This is a genomic window from Corynebacterium sp. HMSC05D08 (genome assembly GCF_001807215.1).
Classification (GTDB): domain Bacteria; phylum Actinomycetota; class Actinomycetes; order Mycobacteriales; family Mycobacteriaceae; genus Corynebacterium; species Corynebacterium striatum.
On sequence record NZ_KV788340.1, the window covers coordinates 273488 to 289396 of the forward strand.

Annotated in this window: 14 protein-coding genes; 5 read left to right on the top strand and 9 right to left on the bottom strand. The window is 58.0% G+C overall.

Features of this window, described 5'->3' with window-relative positions:
• Nucleotides 1-805 precede the first annotated feature (805 nt).
• The 6 genes from HMPREF3148_RS08885 to HMPREF3148_RS08910 all read right to left on the bottom strand — a co-directional run bounded on the left by HMPREF3148_RS08885 (nt 806) and on the right by HMPREF3148_RS08910 (nt 7315).
• Entirely contained in the window at nt 806-2428 is a 1623-nt protein-coding gene (locus tag HMPREF3148_RS08885) for a cytochrome bc1 complex cytochrome b subunit (RefSeq protein WP_005528662.1), read from the bottom strand.
• Nucleotides 2428-3648, bottom strand: coding sequence for a cytochrome bc1 complex Rieske iron-sulfur subunit (locus HMPREF3148_RS08890; protein WP_005528659.1), 1221 nt, complete (start codon nt 3646-3648; stop codon nt 2428-2430). Before HMPREF3148_RS08890 ends, HMPREF3148_RS08885 begins: the two co-directional genes overlap by 1 nt.
• Nucleotides 3645-4532 (bottom strand): cytochrome bc1 complex diheme cytochrome c subunit, encoded by an 888-nt coding sequence (locus HMPREF3148_RS08895; RefSeq protein WP_005528657.1) that lies wholly within the window; start codon nt 4530-4532, stop codon nt 3645-3647. Before HMPREF3148_RS08895 ends, HMPREF3148_RS08890 begins: the two co-directional genes overlap by 4 nt.
• A gap of 71 nt (nt 4533-4603) precedes the next feature.
• Nucleotides 4604-5188 carry an aa3-type cytochrome oxidase subunit III gene (locus HMPREF3148_RS08900; RefSeq protein ID WP_180298325.1) on the bottom strand — a complete coding sequence of 195 codons (585 nt, stop codon included), beginning with the start codon at nt 5186-5188 and terminating at the stop codon, nt 4604-4606.
• A gap of 596 nt (nt 5189-5784) precedes the next feature.
• The gene (locus tag HMPREF3148_RS08905; RefSeq protein ID WP_049063083.1) at nt 5785-6216 is read right to left on the bottom strand and encodes an aa3-type cytochrome oxidase subunit IV; all 432 of its coding nucleotides are present in this window, start codon (nt 6214-6216) and stop codon (nt 5785-5787) included.
• Nucleotides 6217-6238: 22 nt separating this feature from the next.
• Nucleotides 6239-7315, bottom strand: coding sequence for an aa3-type cytochrome oxidase subunit II (locus HMPREF3148_RS08910; protein ID WP_005528651.1), 1077 nt, complete (start codon nt 7313-7315; stop codon nt 6239-6241).
• A 411-nt stretch (nt 7316-7726) separates the two neighbouring features.
• On the opposite strand from HMPREF3148_RS08910, the gene asnB reads away from it, so the two are divergent.
• Nucleotides 7727-9649, top strand: a complete 1923-nt coding sequence (gene asnB, locus HMPREF3148_RS08915; RefSeq protein ID WP_049063082.1) for an asparagine synthase (glutamine-hydrolyzing) — start codon at nt 7727-7729, stop codon at nt 9647-9649.
• Between the two features lie 200 nt (nt 9650-9849).
• On the opposite strand, the gene HMPREF3148_RS08920 is transcribed toward asnB, so the two are convergent.
• Nucleotides 9850-10194 carry a HesB/IscA family protein gene (locus tag HMPREF3148_RS08920; protein WP_005528647.1) on the bottom strand — a complete coding sequence of 115 codons (345 nt, stop codon included), beginning with the start codon at nt 10192-10194 and terminating at the stop codon, nt 9850-9852.
• A gap of 152 nt (nt 10195-10346) precedes the next feature.
• Between HMPREF3148_RS08920 and HMPREF3148_RS08925 the strand changes: the two genes are divergently transcribed.
• Both HMPREF3148_RS08925 and HMPREF3148_RS08930 read left to right on the top strand, forming a co-directional pair.
• Complete coding sequence (locus HMPREF3148_RS08925; protein WP_046645391.1) at nt 10347-11063, top strand: DUF3043 domain-containing protein; 717 nt, start codon at nt 10347-10349, stop codon at nt 11061-11063.
• A 30-nt stretch (nt 11064-11093) separates the two neighbouring features.
• Nucleotides 11094-12119 (top strand): nicotinate-nucleotide--dimethylbenzimidazole phosphoribosyltransferase, encoded by a 1026-nt coding sequence (locus tag HMPREF3148_RS08930; RefSeq protein WP_049159212.1) that lies wholly within the window; start codon nt 11094-11096, stop codon nt 12117-12119.
• Between the two features lie 75 nt (nt 12120-12194).
• On the opposite strand, the gene HMPREF3148_RS08935 is transcribed toward HMPREF3148_RS08930, so the two are convergent.
• Nucleotides 12195-13292, bottom strand: a complete 1098-nt coding sequence (locus tag HMPREF3148_RS08935; protein WP_049146906.1) for a branched-chain amino acid aminotransferase — start codon at nt 13290-13292, stop codon at nt 12195-12197.
• Nucleotides 13293-13363: 71 nt separating this feature from the next.
• Here HMPREF3148_RS08935 and HMPREF3148_RS08940 point away from each other — a divergent pair, with 71 nt between their 5' ends.
• A complete protein-coding gene (locus HMPREF3148_RS08940; RefSeq protein ID WP_070509020.1) occupies nt 13364-14911 on the top strand; it encodes a leucyl aminopeptidase in 1548 nt (515 codons plus the stop codon).
• A 109-nt stretch (nt 14912-15020) separates the two neighbouring features.
• On the opposite strand, the gene HMPREF3148_RS13295 is transcribed toward HMPREF3148_RS08940, so the two are convergent.
• Complete coding sequence (locus tag HMPREF3148_RS13295) at nt 15021-15440, bottom strand: oxidoreductase (RefSeq protein WP_080969994.1); 420 nt, start codon at nt 15438-15440, stop codon at nt 15021-15023.
• 161 nt (nt 15441-15601) lie between these two features.
• Here HMPREF3148_RS13295 and HMPREF3148_RS08950 point away from each other — a divergent pair.
• A partial coding sequence (locus HMPREF3148_RS08950; RefSeq protein ID WP_305764323.1) for a biotin/lipoyl-containing protein occupies nt 15602-15909 on the top strand: 308 nt, incomplete at its 3' end.

Consider the following 15909-nt stretch of genomic DNA (forward strand, 5'->3'; position numbering starts at 1 on the left):
CAAGATCAGCATCCTAAATAGCAGACTTAAATGAGAATCCACGAGCCGTAATCAACGTCAGGTCGGTGCCAGAGAACTCCACACCGCTCGGTTTGACAGTTAGCAACGCCGCTATAGCCGCCTTAGGACGCTGTACCCCGCGCTAACCAAGACACAGTCCCGGAATCACGTGACAAGCCCTTGAAGCCGATTCTAAATGCCATCCCGTGTCATTATCCGCCACAAAGTAAATCTGCGGCGGGCGCACTCCCCTGCTTATTCAGACTCTTCCCTTAACACCTTATATGAGAGCAAACAGCGTAGAGCAGCAAAAGCAAAGCACGCCCACACGGTAGCAGCCTCGTAAGAACTCAAACCCTTCCTATATATAGGACCAAATCTGCACACTGGATTGAGTAGCCGTGCCAGCCATGTACAGAGGCATAACTAGGCAAGAACTGCCGGCGCTTTTCAAAGGCTTCTCTTATTTATCCTCGAAGGGAATTTCCCGACAATTCCTGATTCTCACCACCTGATCGATCCCACAACTTGTCTAGAAGGCTCCTCACTCCAGCAGACAGCGCTTAGGGCGCGCCTAAAGCCATCGTGGCGCCAGAATGCTCCAACGGAGGTAACAGATATTGCACCCCGGTGCCAGCTCCCCTTAACGCCCGCCCCTACACGCCTTGATAGCCGACCAGGGAACCAATCTAGGAAACAACCGCTAGGTCTTCCAGCAGGATCGCGAAACCCCCATCTCTACTTCCTATAAAGGAGGAGACGGGGGTTGTGAGCGAGTTTCGGGCGCTAACCCTTAAAGGAGGGCTTAGATGCGGCCGTTCTCTTCGTCATCGCGGCGGTTAGCCTCGTTGAGACGACGGTACATCTCTGCCTCTTCGGCATGGTTTTCTTCGTGAATCTCGTGGACGCGGTGCATGAGAGCGGCGTCGTCCGGAGCAAAGATGCCCTGGGTCTCGGCGTCAGCGAAGCCAAGTTGGTTGAGCTGCTTCGGGACCTGTGCGCCAGCGTACTCCAGCGGGACCGGGTGGCCGTGCTCGTCGACCGGGCCAAGCGGCTGGTGGACCTCGATGAAGGCACCATTCGGCAGCTGCTTGATAACACCGGTCTCGATGCCGTGCTCCAGGACCTCGCGGTCGGAACGCTGCAGACCAACGCAGATGCGGTACGTCATGAAGTAAGCGATTGGAGGCAAGACGATGAGGCCGATACGACCAACCCAGGTCATTGCGTTCAGCGAGATCTGGAAGAAGTGTGCGACGTGGTCGTTACCACCGGACAGGGTCACCAGCAGGAAGAAGGTGATTGCCATTGCGCCGATAGCGGAGCGAACCGGAACGTCACGAGGACGCTGCAGCAGGTTGTGGTGAGCGTCGTCGCCAGTGAACTTCTTCTCAAGGAATGGGTAAGCGAACAGCAGGACGACCATCGCACCACAAAGCAGTGCAACCCAGAATGCGGAAGGAATGGTGTAGTTGCCGAGGTACAGCTCCCATGCCGGCATGACACGAGCAACACCGTCAGTCCACAGCATGTAGATATCCGGCTGGGAACCAGCGGAGACCTGAGACGGGTTGTACGGGCCAAGCAGCCAGATGGCGTTAATGGTCAGCAGACCAGACATCAGGGCCAGAACGCCAGCCACCATCATGCCCATGCCGATTGCCTTCGTAGCGAAGACCGGCATAATGCGGACACCAACAACGTTGTTCTCAGCGCGACCCGGTCCAGGGAACTGGGTGTGCTTCTGGAACCAAACCATGATGAGGTGAGCGGCAACCAGGCCCAGGATGATGCCCGGGATAACCAGAACGTGCAGGATGTAGAAACGGTCCAGCATGAGGTCGGACGGGAAGTCGCCGCCGAAGATTGCCCAGTGCAGCCAGGTGCCGATGATAGGCAGGCCCAGGATGATAGCGGACATGATTCGCAGACCAACGCCGGAGAGCAGATCGTCCGGGAGAGAGTAGCCGAGGAAGCCCTCGACCATGCCCAAGAGAATCAGTGCACAACCGATGATCCAGTTGGCCTCACGCGGGCGACGGAACGCACCGGTGAAGAAGATGCGGAGCATGTGAGCAACCATGGACATCATGAACATGAGTGCTGCCCAGTGGTGCATCTGGCGGACAAACAGACCACCGCGAACCTCGAAGGAGAGGTCAAGCGCCGTTGCATATGCGCGAGACATCTCGACGCCGTTCAGCGGGGTGTACGCACCGTCGTAGATGACCTTCGTGATGGAAGGGTCGAAGAACAGTGCCAGGTAGATACCGGTCAACAGCAGGATGATGAAGCTGTAAAGAGCCATCTCACCGAGCATGAAAGACCAGTGGGTCGGAAAGACCTTGTTCAGCTGGGTTCGCAGTACTCCGGCAGCGGAGTAGCGCGAATCCATGTTGTTGCCCATCTTGGCAAGTTTGTTACTCATTATGACTTACGCTCCCAGAATGCAGGTCCGACAGGCTCAATGAAGTTGCCCTTGGCAACGAGGTAGCCCTCTTCGTCCACGCCGATCGGCAGCTGTGGCAGTGCACGAGCAGCAGGCCCGAAGACCGGCTTGCCGTAGTGCAAAGCGTCGAACTGCGACTGGTGGCACGGGCAGAGAATGCGATTGGTCTGAGCCTCGTACAGAGAGGTCGGGCAACCAATGTGGGTACAGATCTTGGAGTAGGCGTAGTAATCGCCGTAGTGGAAGTCTTCCTGACCAGCACGCTCAATAGCCTTCTGCGCATCGGAGTGACGCAGGCGGATGAGCATCACGGCGTTACGGTTGCCGTGAATGGAGTGCATGTGGTTCTCGTAGACGTCCTTATCCTCAGACCACAGGTCACCATCGTTGACGTCTTCCGCAGCGAGCGGGAAAACAGTCTCCATGCCGCCGGCAGCGAGGTCCTCAGGACGTACGCGAACGAGGCGAGCAAGGCCACGAGTGGTGTAGTGAGTACCGGACTCGCCCTCGTGCTTTTCAGCAATAGTGGAGGTATCACGTGCCAGGTAGAGCTTGACGCCCTTCTCGTGCATCGTCCAACCGGAGGTCCACAGGGTACCGTCACCTGCGTAGTTCAGGTCGTGGCGCTTCTTCCACGGGTTGTTAACCGCGCCGCCAAGCGGAGCAATAACAGTCAAACCGAACAGAACGCCGGCACCGCCGAGCAGACCCTTGATGGTGCTGCGGCGACCCAGAGTGGAGGTCTTCCACGAGTCGTTGAGCAATGCAGTAAGGGTACGGCGGTCAACTTCCTCGGAAGGACCGTCGTGACGACGCTGCACGGAAATTTCTTCCGGCAGAATCTTCTTGACGTACTGCACGATTGCGAAGCCCAGGGCCATGATGGCCAGGCCAGAGGTAGCACCCAGCAATGGGGTGTACAGGGTGTGGCCCCAGAGGCCGTCTTCACCCAGCATCTTGTACTGCCACGGCCAGAACAGGTATACGCCCAAGAAGGCAAGGCCTGCGATGACCGAAATCAGCAACCAGATGGTTACGTTGGTGGCGGCACGCTTTTCAGCTGGGTCGCCTTCGACCGGGAAGCGCTCCTTACGGAATGCAACGGTTACGTCGTCGAGCTCGGTGCCGAGGGCAGCCAGCTCGTCATTGCTCATCTTGTCGAGCTCAGCGTCGGTGTAGTTCTTCTTTACATTGCTCATGAGCGCGATCCAATCCACATAGCGGCAACGCACAGAGCGCTGATGCCGATGATCCACATTGCAAGACCCTCAGCAACTGGTCCGAGACCACCGAGGTCCCAACCAGCCGGAGACGGGGTTTCCTTTGCAGACTTGAGGTAGGCGATGATGTCCTTCTTCTCGTCTGCGGTCAGCTGGCGGTCGGAGAACTTAGGCATGTTCTGCGGACCGGTCAGCATTGCCTGGTAGATCTCCTGCTCGTTGGCCGGAGCCAGCGGCGGAGCGTACTTACCGGAGGACAGCGCGCCGCCCTGGCCGGTGAAGTTGTGGCAGGATGCACAGTTCATGCGGAACAGCTCGGAGCCCTTAGCTACGTCCTCGGCCTGAATCTGGCCGTTGTAGTTAGCGCCACGGAGAGATTCCTGCGCGACGGTGCCGTCTTCGTTGTAGACGATGTCTGCGCCGCCGCCGTTCGCAGCGACGTATGCAGCCAGTGCCAGAGTCTGCTGCTCGGTATAGCGCGGGGTCTTGCGCTCTGCTTGTGCGTCGTTAGACATCATCGGCATACGACCAGAATGAACCTGGAAGTACACGGATCCGGCGCCGACACCTACGAGGGAAGGACCGCGGCCCTCAATACCCTGAAGGTTTGCACCGTGGCAAGTAATACAAGCGACATCGTAGATGTCCTTACCCTCTTGGATGAGAGCCTGGTCATCTTTTTGAGCCGTGGCGATCTGCGCATCCGGGGTCAAGGCAGAAGCCAGGACACCAGCGCCAGTCAGGCCGATGCTCAGAGCGAAGGCGCCGGCAAGAGTGCGCTTCGCCTTACGGCGACGGCGGGTCTTCTTAGCCGCGGCAGTGGTCTCTTCCACTGCGGCGGTCTGCTGGATGTTATCCATCATTTTCCTTTAGATAACTCGTACACGGAAATGGATGGCTGTAGGCCGAGAGCCTGCTCCCGGGCTCCTACGGCCTACTGGACTAGGTAGATGACTACGAACACGCCGATCCAGACAACGTCGACGAAGTGCCAGTAGTAAGACACTGCCATCGCTGCGGTTGCCTGTGCAGGCGTGAACTTGGACTTAGCGATACGCGCCAAAATGATCGCGAACGAAATAAGACCTGCGGTCACGTGTGCAGCGTGGAAGCCGGTCAGAATGTAGAAGACCGAACCGAAAACGCTGGACTGGATAGTCACACCGTGAATGATCAACTCTGTCCACTCAAATGCCATGATGCCCAAGAAGACAACACCCAAAAGCAAAGTCACTGAGTACCAGAGTCGGAGCTTGTATACGTCACCCCTTTCTGCTGCGAAAACGCCGAACTGAGAGGTCACGGAAGACGTAATCAGCACTGCCGTAATGAGAAAGCCCATCGGCACGTTGATATGAGCGGTATGCTCCGCCCAGTCGCCTTCCTGGCCGTTCGCGCGGGATGTGAACCACATCGCGAACAGTCCGGCAAAGAACATCAATTCCTGAGACAGGAACACGATGGTGCCCACGCTGACCATGTTGGGTCGGTTCAGCGCGGCAACACGTGGTGCTGCCATACCTTGGTTTGAAACTACGCTCGTCACGCTTAACAGTATGGCCGGTCAGAACCCTGAAGTCACTTCTATTCCCCCCGATTTTCTTAACCGCCTCCTACTTCGTTTGCAGCCCACTGCCAGAATGTTCCCAATTTGGAAAAAATACGGTTTAGCGGGAACTTTTGAGCGCGCTTTACGACGCCTCATCCCTGCAGGTAAACAAGCTTTTAAACAGCCCGCACCTAACTAGGCCAAATTTGCGTTTCGAAAGTTGAGACCTTCATCCATCCTTTGCAACCAGTTTGAGGAGGAAGTTCAATGACATAAATCACAAAGGACTTCAGGTTAAAATCGCAGGTTTCCAACTTTCGGTTGACCCCCGTAAAAAGTGGCCCTCACGTGCTATTACTTCCTCAAAAGCGCTACGTATGCTCATTAGTTTCACGGCTCGCTCTCCCCCAATGGCGAGCATCTTCGAAATTTTCTTGGAACCTTCGGGAACTTTTTTGGCGTCTAACCGACGCAAGATCGCCAAAGTCCCCCACCGCTTATGCGATGGGGGACGCGAGAAGTTTCAGGCGGGCGTCGTGAAGCTTGTTCCGACACTCACGAAAAGCCTAGTGCTTTTCCTTCGGCAGACCGTACTGCAGGGACAGGCCAGTAACGGAAGCCACCAGGCAGGCAGCGCCAAGCACAATCAACCAGAAGTACAGGAAGATGATGCCAAGACCCAGCAGGGCGATGGAGCCGGTCATAGCCAGCGGCCAGATGGAACCCGGGGAGAAGAAGCCGAGGATGCCAGCGCCGTCCTCAGTCTCTGCCTCTTCCCAGTCCTCAGGAGCGACGTCGACGCGGGAGTCGGTAAAGCTGAGGTATACGCCAAGCATGACACAGAGTAGGAAGGCAAGAACCAAACCTACGATGCCTGCCCACTCGGGGCCGTAGAGGTAGCCATCATCCTTAACGAAGTTAACGCCCAGGACGTAGATCACGAGGGATACGAATAGGTAGGTCGCAATCGAGTAGAAGACCTTAGATGTTGCACGCATTGTGAATTCAGTCCTTTTCTACTTATGCCTTCGGGGTGCCAACAAAGTTGTCACCGTCGCGGGTATCGCGCTGAGAGTTGAACGGAGAGGTGGTCACTGCATACGGTTCCTGGCCGATGTGCTCAAGAGCCTCAGCGTTGGTTGCCTCCGGGTTCTGCTCACGGAAGGTGAGGTACTTATTGAAGTCTTCGCGGCTAACGACGCGAATCTCGAAGTTCATCATGGCGTGGTAGGTACCGCACATCTCAGCACAACGGCCAACAAATGCGCCTTCCTCGGCGATTTCTTCAATCTGGAAACGACGCTCCTGAGCGTTTGCCTCAGGGTGTGCGTAGGCGTCTCGCTTGAAGAGGAATTCCGGAACCCAGAAGGAGTGGGAGACGTCACCGGAAGCGAGACGGAACTCAATCGGAGTCCCAGAAGGAAGAACCAGAACTGGAACCTCCTCGGTGGTACCGACGGTTTCAATCTTGTTGAAGTTCAGGTAGGAGAGATCACCCATGGACTTGCCGTGAATTGGGTTCGGGTTCTTTACGCCCTCAGGGTCAATAGCAGACTCTTCCGCCAGCTTCTTACGCTCGACGTCTTCGCCGTTGTAGTTCTGGCCATCAACCTTGTTCTCGGCGTAACCGAACTTCCAGTTCCACTGGTAAGCGGTGACATCGACGGTAACCTCTGGGTTCTTATCCAGGGCAGTAACCTTCTGCTGCGCCTGAACAGTGAAGAAGAACAGGCCCATGATGATGAGGATCGGAACGATGGTCAGCACCATCTCCAGCGGCACGTTGTACTGCAGCTGCTTCGGGAACTCACCCTTTCCGTCCTTCTCAGCCTTCTTCGCGTTCCAGTTGAAGATGGCAATGAGGAACAAGCCCCACATGATAAAACCGATAATCCATGCTGCAACCCAGACCCAAATCCAGAAGTTGTACATGGACTCTGCCTCAGGGGTAATACCCTTTGGCCAACCAAAGCCCAAGAGGTTCTCAACGGCGGTTGGAGCTTTCACGTCACAACCGGCCAATGCAAAGCCACCAAGAGCGATTGCGCCAGCTAGGCCCGCCTTGCGAGCAAAGTTGCGCTGCTTACGCTGTCCCACGTGTGTTCTGCCTTTCTGTCCACACAAACTTCTCGAATACTCACAGAGCATTCCTATCCAATCAGGATAGTGGATGGAGCCTGCGTTTCTTACCTTTTCGGAGTCCACAAACTCTTGCTTTTAAGCTCTGCAAGCAAAGAACGCTGTGGATGTTACCGGCCCACCTGCATAAGGGCCCAACCAAGCCCCCTATAGACCCCCTTCATCTATGACTCAATTCACAAAGCGCCGGCGTCTGCATCATCCGAAAGTTCGCACCCTAAAGGGTAAGCTCACGCCACCTCTGCCCTATCAGCTTAATGAAGCCTGAGATGAAGCTGCCAACTCGGCGCGCGTTCCTGCTTTTGCCCCCTTCGCGCCGTAAAGTGGTCGGAAGAAAAATACCCTTCATTAATAAGGAGCAACCACACTATGTGCGGACTTTGCGGACTATTGACCGCTAACCACAATGCGGCCGAGTACGTAGACGCCCTTGAGCAGTCCCTTCAGTGCATGCGCCACCGTGGCCCAGATGCCGCCGGCACCTGGCATGACGAAGATGCGGCCTTCGGTTTCAACCGTCTTTCCATCATCGACCTTGAGCACTCCCACCAGCCACTTCGCTGGGGACCAGAAGATAACCCAGAGCGCTACGCCCTCACCTTTAACGGCGAAATTTACAACTACATCGAGCTGCGTGAAGAACTTAGCGCTGCCGGCCTGAAGTTCAACACCGAGGGCGATGGTGAGCCGATCGTCGTGGGCTACCACCACTGGGGTGAAGACGTGGTCAACCACCTGCGTGGCATGTTCGGCTTCGTCATTTGGGATACCGAAACCAAGACGATGTTCGCAGCCCGCGACCAGTTCGGCATCAAGCCGCTCTATTACGCAACCACGGATGCAGGCACCATCTTCGCTTCCGAAATGAAGTGCATCCTCGAAATGGCGGAGCCGCTCGGTCTAGACCTGAGCCTAGACAAGCGAGCTATCGAGCACTACATCGATCTGCAATACGTGCCGGAGCCAGAGTCCCTACACTCCAACATTCGTCGCGTTGAGTCCGGTTCCACCGTCACGTTAAAGCCGGGCCAGAAGGTGGTCAACGACCGTTACTTCAAGCCACGCTTCCCAGTACAGAAGGTTGCCCAGGGGCAGGAGCAGCAGCTCTTCGACAAGATTGCCAAAGCTCTCGAGGACTCCGTCGAGAAGCACATGCGCGCAGACGTGACCGTAGGCTCCTTCCTTTCTGGCGGCATTGATTCCACTGCCATCGCAACACTGGCCAAGCGCCACAACCCTGACCTGCTCACCTTCACCACCGGATTTGAGCGCGAGGGCTACTCCGAGGTGGACGTTGCCGCCGAGTCCGCTGCGGCAATTGGCGTGGAGCACATTGTCAAGATTGTCTCCCCCGAGGAATACGCCACCGCGATCCCGAAGATCATGTGGTACCTCGACAATCCAGTCGCGGACCCTTCTTTGGTCCCGCTGTACTTCGTGGCGCAGGAAGCCCGCAAGCACGTCAAGGTGGTTCTTTCTGGCGAGGGCGCCGACGAGCTCTTCGGTGGTTACACCATTTATAAGGAGCCGCTTTCCCTGGCACCTTTCGAAAAGATCCCATCCCCACTGCGTCGCGGTCTAGGCCGGCTTTCCAAGGTACTTCCCGAGGGCATGAAGGGGAAGTCGCTGCTCAACCGTGGTTCTATGACCATGGAGGAGCGCTACTACGGCAACGCCCGCTCCTTCAACTTCGAGCAGATGCAGCGCGTCATCCCATGGGCCAAGGAAGAATGGGATCACCGCGAGGTGACCGCACCTATCTACGCGCAGTCCCGTGACTTCGATCCAGTAGCCCGCATGCAGCACCTGGATCTGTTCACGTGGATGCGTGGTGACATTCTGGTCAAGGCAGACAAGATGAACATGGCCAACTCCCTGGAGCTGCGTGTTCCGTTCCTAGACAAGGAAGTCTTCAAGGTCGCAGAAACCATTCCACACGATCTGAAGATCTCCCACGGCACCACCAAGTACGCGCTGCGCAAGGCCATGGAGCAGATCGTTCCACCGCACGTATTGCACCGCAAGAAGCTGGGCTTCCCGGTACCGATGCGCCACTGGCTGGCCGGCGACGAGCTCTACGGGTGGGCACAAGACCAGATCAACGAGTCGCAGACCGAGGACATCTTCAACAAGAAGGAAGTCCTGGAGATGCTCAAGGAGCACCGCGATGGCGTCTCCGATCACTCCCGCCGCCTGTGGACCGTCCTGTCCTTCATGATCTGGCACGGCATTTTCGTCGAAAACCGCATCGATCCACAGATCGAGCAGCGCGACTACCCCGTAAAGCTCTAAGCCAGAGCGTTTCGTCACTTTGACGTTTATTCGAAGGCTCTCCCCTATTACCTCCGGGTAAGGGGGAGAGCCTTTTGCATGGGCAACGTCATCAACCAAGAAGGCGGGAAACCAAGCAGAATAAGAAGTAAGAATAAAACGACAAAGCGGGCTTGGAAGGTACCTTGCCTCCAAGCCCGCTTTCGCTATAAAAGCGCTATTTAGTTGAAAGAGTCACCGCAAGCGCAGGAGCCGCCGGCGTTCGGGTTGTCGATGGTAAAGCCCTGAGACTCGATGGTGTCAGCGAAGTCGATCTTGGCACCGGTGAGGTAAGGGACGGACATCTTGTCCACCACGAGGTTGACGCCACCGACGGTGTCGACCTTATCACCGTCGAGTGTGCGGTCATCGAAGTAAAGCTGGTAGCGAAGGCCAGCGCAACCGCCTGGCTGCACAGCGATACGCAGGGCTAGATCGTCGCGGCCTTCCTGGTCAAGCAGAGCCTTTGCCTTGGCGGCTGCTGCCTCAGTCAGGATGACACCGGTAGCGGAAGCTGGAGCGGTCATGTCTTCTCCTCAAATAAGTACGGGTTTTCTGGCCCCTACCCTACCCCGATCAGCGTGATCGGGAAAAGGTTGACCTCGGTTACATTCCTTGCAACGTCATGGGCGGCGGGCCTATTCCCATTATTGACTACCAACCTTGTAGTCTGATCACCGTGAAACTTCCGTGGCAAAAAGATGAAAACGCGTCCCAGGACGCCGCTGTCCCTGCATCGCAGGCGGATACTTCCGCCGCACAGCACGAGGCCGGCGAAGAGCACTCCGAAACCCACCGCAAGGGCTACACCCCGCCGAAGGGCCGCCCGACGCCAAAGCGTGATCAGCAAGAGATCGCCCGCGGCGTAAAGCGCGATCCAAACGGCATGTCCGATGCGCAGCGTTACCAGCGCCGCAAGGAGCTCAAAGCTTCCATGTCCAAGGAGGAGTGGAAGGCTTATAAGCGCAAGGAGCGCGAGGAGTCCCGTGAGGCGAACCGTGTCGCACAGGAGCGCATGGCAAGTGGCGACGAGCGCTACCTCCTCCCCCGCGATAAGGGTGAAGTGCGCCGCTACGTACGTGACTGGGTTGACTCCCGCAAGTTCATCAACGAGTGGGTAATGCCAGCAGCTATCGTCCTGTTGGTTGTTATGTTGCTGGGCAACTACAACCCGAACTTTGCCAACTGGGTCTCCATCATCTCTATGGTCTTCATCGCAATCTTCGCTATCGAAGGCATTTGGCTGGCACGCAAGTGCAACAACTCGGTGCGTTTGAAGTTCCCTGGCACAACCGAGGCAGGTTTCGGACTGGGCTTCTATGCTTATTCTCGTGCAACCCAGCCGCGTAAGTGGCGCACCCCGAAGCCACGCGTTGAGCGCGGCGCTACGGTCTAACCGTCTTCTTCCCAAGGCTTAGGAGTTGTGATGCCTGAAATCACTCCGGTTCCACGGCCGGATCAGCAGGCGCGTCTCGCAGTAGCAGACGCCTTAAGTACCTCTGTACGCGGCGATTCTTTTGGCACGCTCAATGACGTCGCAAGCTGGCTCGCCGCCTGCCAAGGCGTAGCACCTGCCGCGCCGCTACAGCGCACACGCGTCATCGTGTTTGCCGGCGCGCACGGCATCGCTACCCGCACCTTTGAGGGCGTTGGGCTCTCCGCATTCGCTCCAGAGTCGGACGCCGAACAGCTCACCGAGCTCGCAGAGGGCGCAGGCCCTGCACACACGATGGCACGCCGCACAGGCGCCAGCATCCACGTCGTGGAGTGCGCGCCTTCTGGCTCCATTGATGTGGAGCCCGCAATGAGCACTGAAAAGTTCGACGCCGCTTTCACGCTTGGGCAGACCACGGCCGATGCAGAGATTGATGCCGGCGCCGATCTCCTCATCCCCGCCGAGCTCGGCGTGGGTGGCACCTCCGTGGCGGCCGTTCTCATGGGCAACTTCACTGCCACCGAGCCGGTTGTCATCGTGGGTCCGGGTTCTGGAACCACCGACGCAATGTGGAAGACCAAAGTCACCGTCATCCGCGATGCAATGTTCCGCATCCGCAATCTCGATGGCATCGAAGTCATCAAGGCAGCCTCCTCACCGAGCTTTGCTGCCCTGGTGGGCTTTATGTGCCAGGCGGCAGCGCGCCGAACACCGATGCTTATCGACGGCCCCCTTACCGCCACCGCCGCCGTCTATGCCGAAAAGCTGGCGCCCGGAGTCAAGCACTGGCTTTATGCGGCAAGCGCGACCACGGAGCCTTCCCACATCAAGGCCCTTGAGCTGCTGAAGCTGCAGCCGTTGCTCGAGCTCAGGATGCGCGCCGGCCAAGGCCTTGCAGCGTTAAGTGCAGTGCCGCTTATCGACGCCGCGGTTGAACTGGCAGGCGACGAGCTCGCAGTCCTCGCCGCTGCAGAAAGCAACGAATCACCAGCTCCTGCGACTGAATACGAGGACTAACCCAGAGAAGCGTGTGGGAAAACATGCGGAAGGGAGGGCGTCGCCAAGCGCGGCGCCCTCCCTTATCTCGTTTTGCTACTTAGTCAGCGTGTGCAGCCAGCCGTGAGTATCCTCTACGGAACCACGCTGGATGCCGGTCAGACGCTCGCGCAATGCCAAGGTGGTCTTGCCAGCCTCGTTGTTGTTGACGACGAAGTCCACGTCATCGCCCAAGACGTGGCCCACCGGGGTGATAACTGCGGCGGTACCGCAAGCAAAGGCTTCTGTCATGGCTCCGGAAGCAACGTCATCACGCCACTCCTGCGCGGTGATGCGACGCTCCTCGACCTTCAGCCCCATGTCCTGTGCAACCTCAAGCAGGGACTTGCGGGTAATGCCCGGCAGCAGGGAGCCCGACAGGGCTGGGGTGACCAGAGTCTGGTCACCTTCCTCGCCGTAGATGAAGGCCAGGTTCATGCCGCCCATCTCTTCGATATATTTGCGGTCGATGGCGTCGAGCCAGACAACCTGGTCGCAGCCCTTCTCCGCAGCCTGTGCCTGCGCAAGCAAGGAAGCTGCGTAGTTACCGGCGAACTTCGCCGCGCCGGTACCACCGGGTGCTGCGCGCACGTAGTCAGTGGACAGCCAGACCGAAACCGGCTTGATGCCACCCTCGAAGTAGGCGCCTGCTGGGGAAGCGATAACGATGTAGCGGTAAGAGTTAGCCGGGTGAACGCCCAGGGAGACCTCGGTGGAGATCATGAAAGGACGCAGGTAGAGGGCAGCCTCACCGCCAGCCTCGGGGGTCCAGTCCTTGTCTACCTCGACCAGCTGACGCAGGGACTCGACGAACTCGCTCTCCGGCAGAGCCGGCATAGCCATGCGCTCAGCAGAGTTGTTGAGACGCTGCGCGTTCTCCTCCGGGCGGAAGGTAGCAATAGAGCCATCCGGCTGACGGTAGGCCTTGATGCCCTCGAAGATCGCCTGGCCGTAGTGGAAAACGTTGGAGGCCGGGTCCATGCTGAACGGCTCGTACGGGCGCACCTGTGCGTCGTGCCAGCCCTGTTCTTCGTTCCAATCGATGGTCACCATGTGATCGGTGAAGTGCTTGCCGAAGCCTGGGTTCGCCAGAATCTCAGCTAGGCGTTCAGGAGAGGTGGGATTTTCAGTGCGGGTCACGGTGTAGTTCAACATGCTCACAGGCTACCCCTTTATCTATAGCCAGGCAGGAAAAGGGGCAGATTACCGACGCCAGCACTAAGGGTATGGTGAGTGAGGTAAAACTATTCACCCCCGAATGCAAGGAGGAAACCGTGGCAAAGTCCGCGTTTACCCTGCCAGCCCGTGGCACATTCCCCACCGTTGAATTGGCCAAGAAAGCCCCTAAGAAGGTCGATGCCCTGCTTATCGCAACATTTACCAGCGAGGATGGGCTTGAGGTACCAGGCAGCGCCCTGCTGAGCCCGGATGCGCTGCGCGCTACTTACGACGCCCTGGCTGCAGTTGGCGCCACCGGTCGCGCGGGCGAGATTACCCGCATCCCTGCACCGAAGGACGCTGCGGCTTCCACCATCGTTGCTGTGGGCTTGGGTGACGCAGAGCTTCTCGACGCCGAGATTCTGCGCCGTAATGCGGGCGCTGCGGCACGCGCTCTTGCTGGCGCTGGTGCGGTAGCCACAACGCTGTCGGACTTTGGCATTAGCGCCGCTGTCGAGGGCCTTATCCTTGGCGGCTACTCCTACCGCGGCATCCGCTCCACCGAAGCCTCCGAGGCTGAGGCACCGGCTTCCTTCACCGTTATCGGTGGCAAGTCTACGGCTGAAGAGTTCGAGGCAGCTCGCATCACCGCGGAGGCGGTAAACCTCGCCCGCGACTTGGTGAACACTCCGGCAAACGTCCTGTACCCAGAGACCTACGCTGAGTTCATCACCGCTGAGGCTGAGGCAGCTGGTCTGGAGGTTGAGGTCCTCGATGAGAAGCAGCTGGAGAAGAAAGGCTTCGGCGGCATCATCTCCGTGGGCAAGGGCTCTCAGCGCCCACCTCGCTTGGTGCGCCTGACCTGGGCTCCGAAGAAGGCCAAGACCTCCGTGGCCTTGGTGGGCAAGGGCATCACCTTCGATACCGGCGGCATTTCCCTGAAGCCGGGCAACGGTATGTGGGACATGATCTCTGACATGGGTGGCTCCGCTGCGATGGCTGCTGCCATCATCGCGGCTGCGAAGTTGGAGATTCCGGTGAAAATCACCGCTACCCTGCCATTCGCGGAGAACATGCCGGGCTCCGGCGCTACTCGTCCGGGTGACGTCATTACCCACTACGGCGGAATCACCTCTGAGGTTCTTAATACCGACGCCGAGGGCCGTCTGGTGCTGGCAGACGCCATCGCTCGCGCGTCTGAGGACAACCCGGACTACCTCATTGAAACCGCTACCCTGACCGGCGCCCAGATCGTCGCCCTGGGCACCCGTACCGCTGGTGTCATGGGCTCTGAGATCTTCCGCGACCGCATCGCGGAAATCGGCCGTGAGGTCGGCGAGAACGCCTGGGCTATGCCGCTGCTGGAGGAGCACGACGAGGAAATCAAGTCCCAGGCTGCGGATATCCGCAACATCAACGCCAAGCGCGAAGGCGGCATGGAGTATGCAGGCACCTACCTGCAGAAGTTCGTCGGCGAAGGCATCGAGTGGGCACACATCGACGTCGCTGGCCCGTCTTGGAACAACGGCAGCCCTCGCGGCTACACCCCGAAGCGCGCCACCGGCGTGCCAGTGCGTACTGTCGTGGCAACGCTGCGCGAGATTGCTTCCAAGTAATCTGCTAGCTCAGTAACACACAGAAACGGCGACTAGCGCCCGGCAACCGTATTGGTTGCGGGAGCTACTCGCCGTTTGCTGTTTTATTTGTCAGCTTTATTTTTAAGCGCTAAGCGGAAGGATCGTTTGGGTTGTCTTTAGCGCTGCCATGTTCACGCTCAAAGCGTTCCCTGCGTTGGCGCTGTTCTTCTCGCTTGCGCAGAATACGTTCGCGCTCGATCCGCTCGCGCATGCGTTGGGGGTACCCCGTCTCCTCTACGTCATAGACGTCGCACTGCAAGAGCTTGGCTACGGCGTCAATTCCTTTGGGGCCGCCAATCCGGCGGCGGATAAAGTCACCGTGCTCGTCGACGACCACCACGGACATCTCATTGACCACGGTTTCCGGCTCCACGAATGCCTCGATATAGACGCGTCCGCGCGCCCACTCTTGCAGGGCTAGAGCATCTTCCTTCCGAATGGTCTCTCCTGGTGCCCGCGGGGGCCGCAGCTGTGATTGAGACCGGTTTCGTCGAAAGGGATTAAACATAGCCTACGAGTTTACTCAACTGTCTTGCTGTATGCCTGAGTCCCCCGCCCTCCCCCACTTATAGGCACGGCTACACCCACATGTGCGCGCTGACACTAGACACGCGGTAGGATTAATGACCAGCGTTAAACAATTCCGACTTTCGAGGAGTCTTATTACTTATGGCACACTCCGTTGTGATGCCCGAACTGGGCGAATCCGTAACCGAAGGCACGATTACCCAGTGGCTGAAGTCCGTGGGCGATACCGTCGCGGTCGACGAGCCTTTGCTCGAGGTCTCCACCGACAAGGTCGACACCGAAATTCCATCCCCTGTCGCGGGTACCATCCTCAAAATCAAGGCTGAGGAAGATGACACCGTCGACGTCGGTGCCGTGATTGCCATCATCGGTGACGAGGGCGAGTCTGCTTCCGATTCCTCCGACGATTCCGCTCAGGCAGAAGAGAAGTCTGAGCCTAAGGCCGAAGA

What these genes read in the sequence shown, in the direction of transcription:
- HMPREF3148_RS08885 (WP_005528662.1), bottom strand. Translation starts at nt 2,428, where the DNA reads ATGAGTAACAAACTTGCCAAGATGGGCAACAACATGGATTCGCGCTAC.
- HMPREF3148_RS08890 (WP_005528659.1), bottom strand. Translation starts at nt 3,648, where the DNA reads ATGAGCAATGTAAAGAAGAACTACACCGACGCTGAGCTCGACAAGATG.
- HMPREF3148_RS08895 (WP_005528657.1), bottom strand. Translation starts at nt 4,532, where the DNA reads ATGATGGATAACATCCAGCAGACCGCCGCAGTGGAAGAGACCACTGCC.
- HMPREF3148_RS08900 (WP_180298325.1), bottom strand. Translation starts at nt 5,188, where the DNA reads ATGGCAGCACCACGTGTTGCCGCGCTGAACCGACCCAACATGGTCAGC.
- HMPREF3148_RS08905 (WP_049063083.1), bottom strand. Translation starts at nt 6,216, where the DNA reads ATGCGTGCAACATCTAAGGTCTTCTACTCGATTGCGACCTACCTATTC.
- asnB (WP_049063082.1), top strand. Translation starts at nt 7,727, where the DNA reads ATGTGCGGACTTTGCGGACTATTGACCGCTAACCACAATGCGGCCGAG.
- HMPREF3148_RS08920 (WP_005528647.1), bottom strand. Translation starts at nt 10,194, where the DNA reads ATGACCGCTCCAGCTTCCGCTACCGGTGTCATCCTGACTGAGGCAGCA.
- HMPREF3148_RS08930 (WP_049159212.1), top strand. Translation starts at nt 11,094, where the DNA reads ATGCCTGAAATCACTCCGGTTCCACGGCCGGATCAGCAGGCGCGTCTC.
- HMPREF3148_RS08935 (WP_049146906.1), bottom strand. Translation starts at nt 13,292, where the DNA reads ATGTTGAACTACACCGTGACCCGCACTGAAAATCCCACCTCTCCTGAA.
- HMPREF3148_RS08940 (WP_070509020.1), top strand. Translation starts at nt 13,364, where the DNA reads ATGGTGAGTGAGGTAAAACTATTCACCCCCGAATGCAAGGAGGAAACC.
- HMPREF3148_RS13295 (WP_080969994.1), bottom strand. Translation starts at nt 15,440, where the DNA reads ATGTTTAATCCCTTTCGACGAAACCGGTCTCAATCACAGCTGCGGCCC.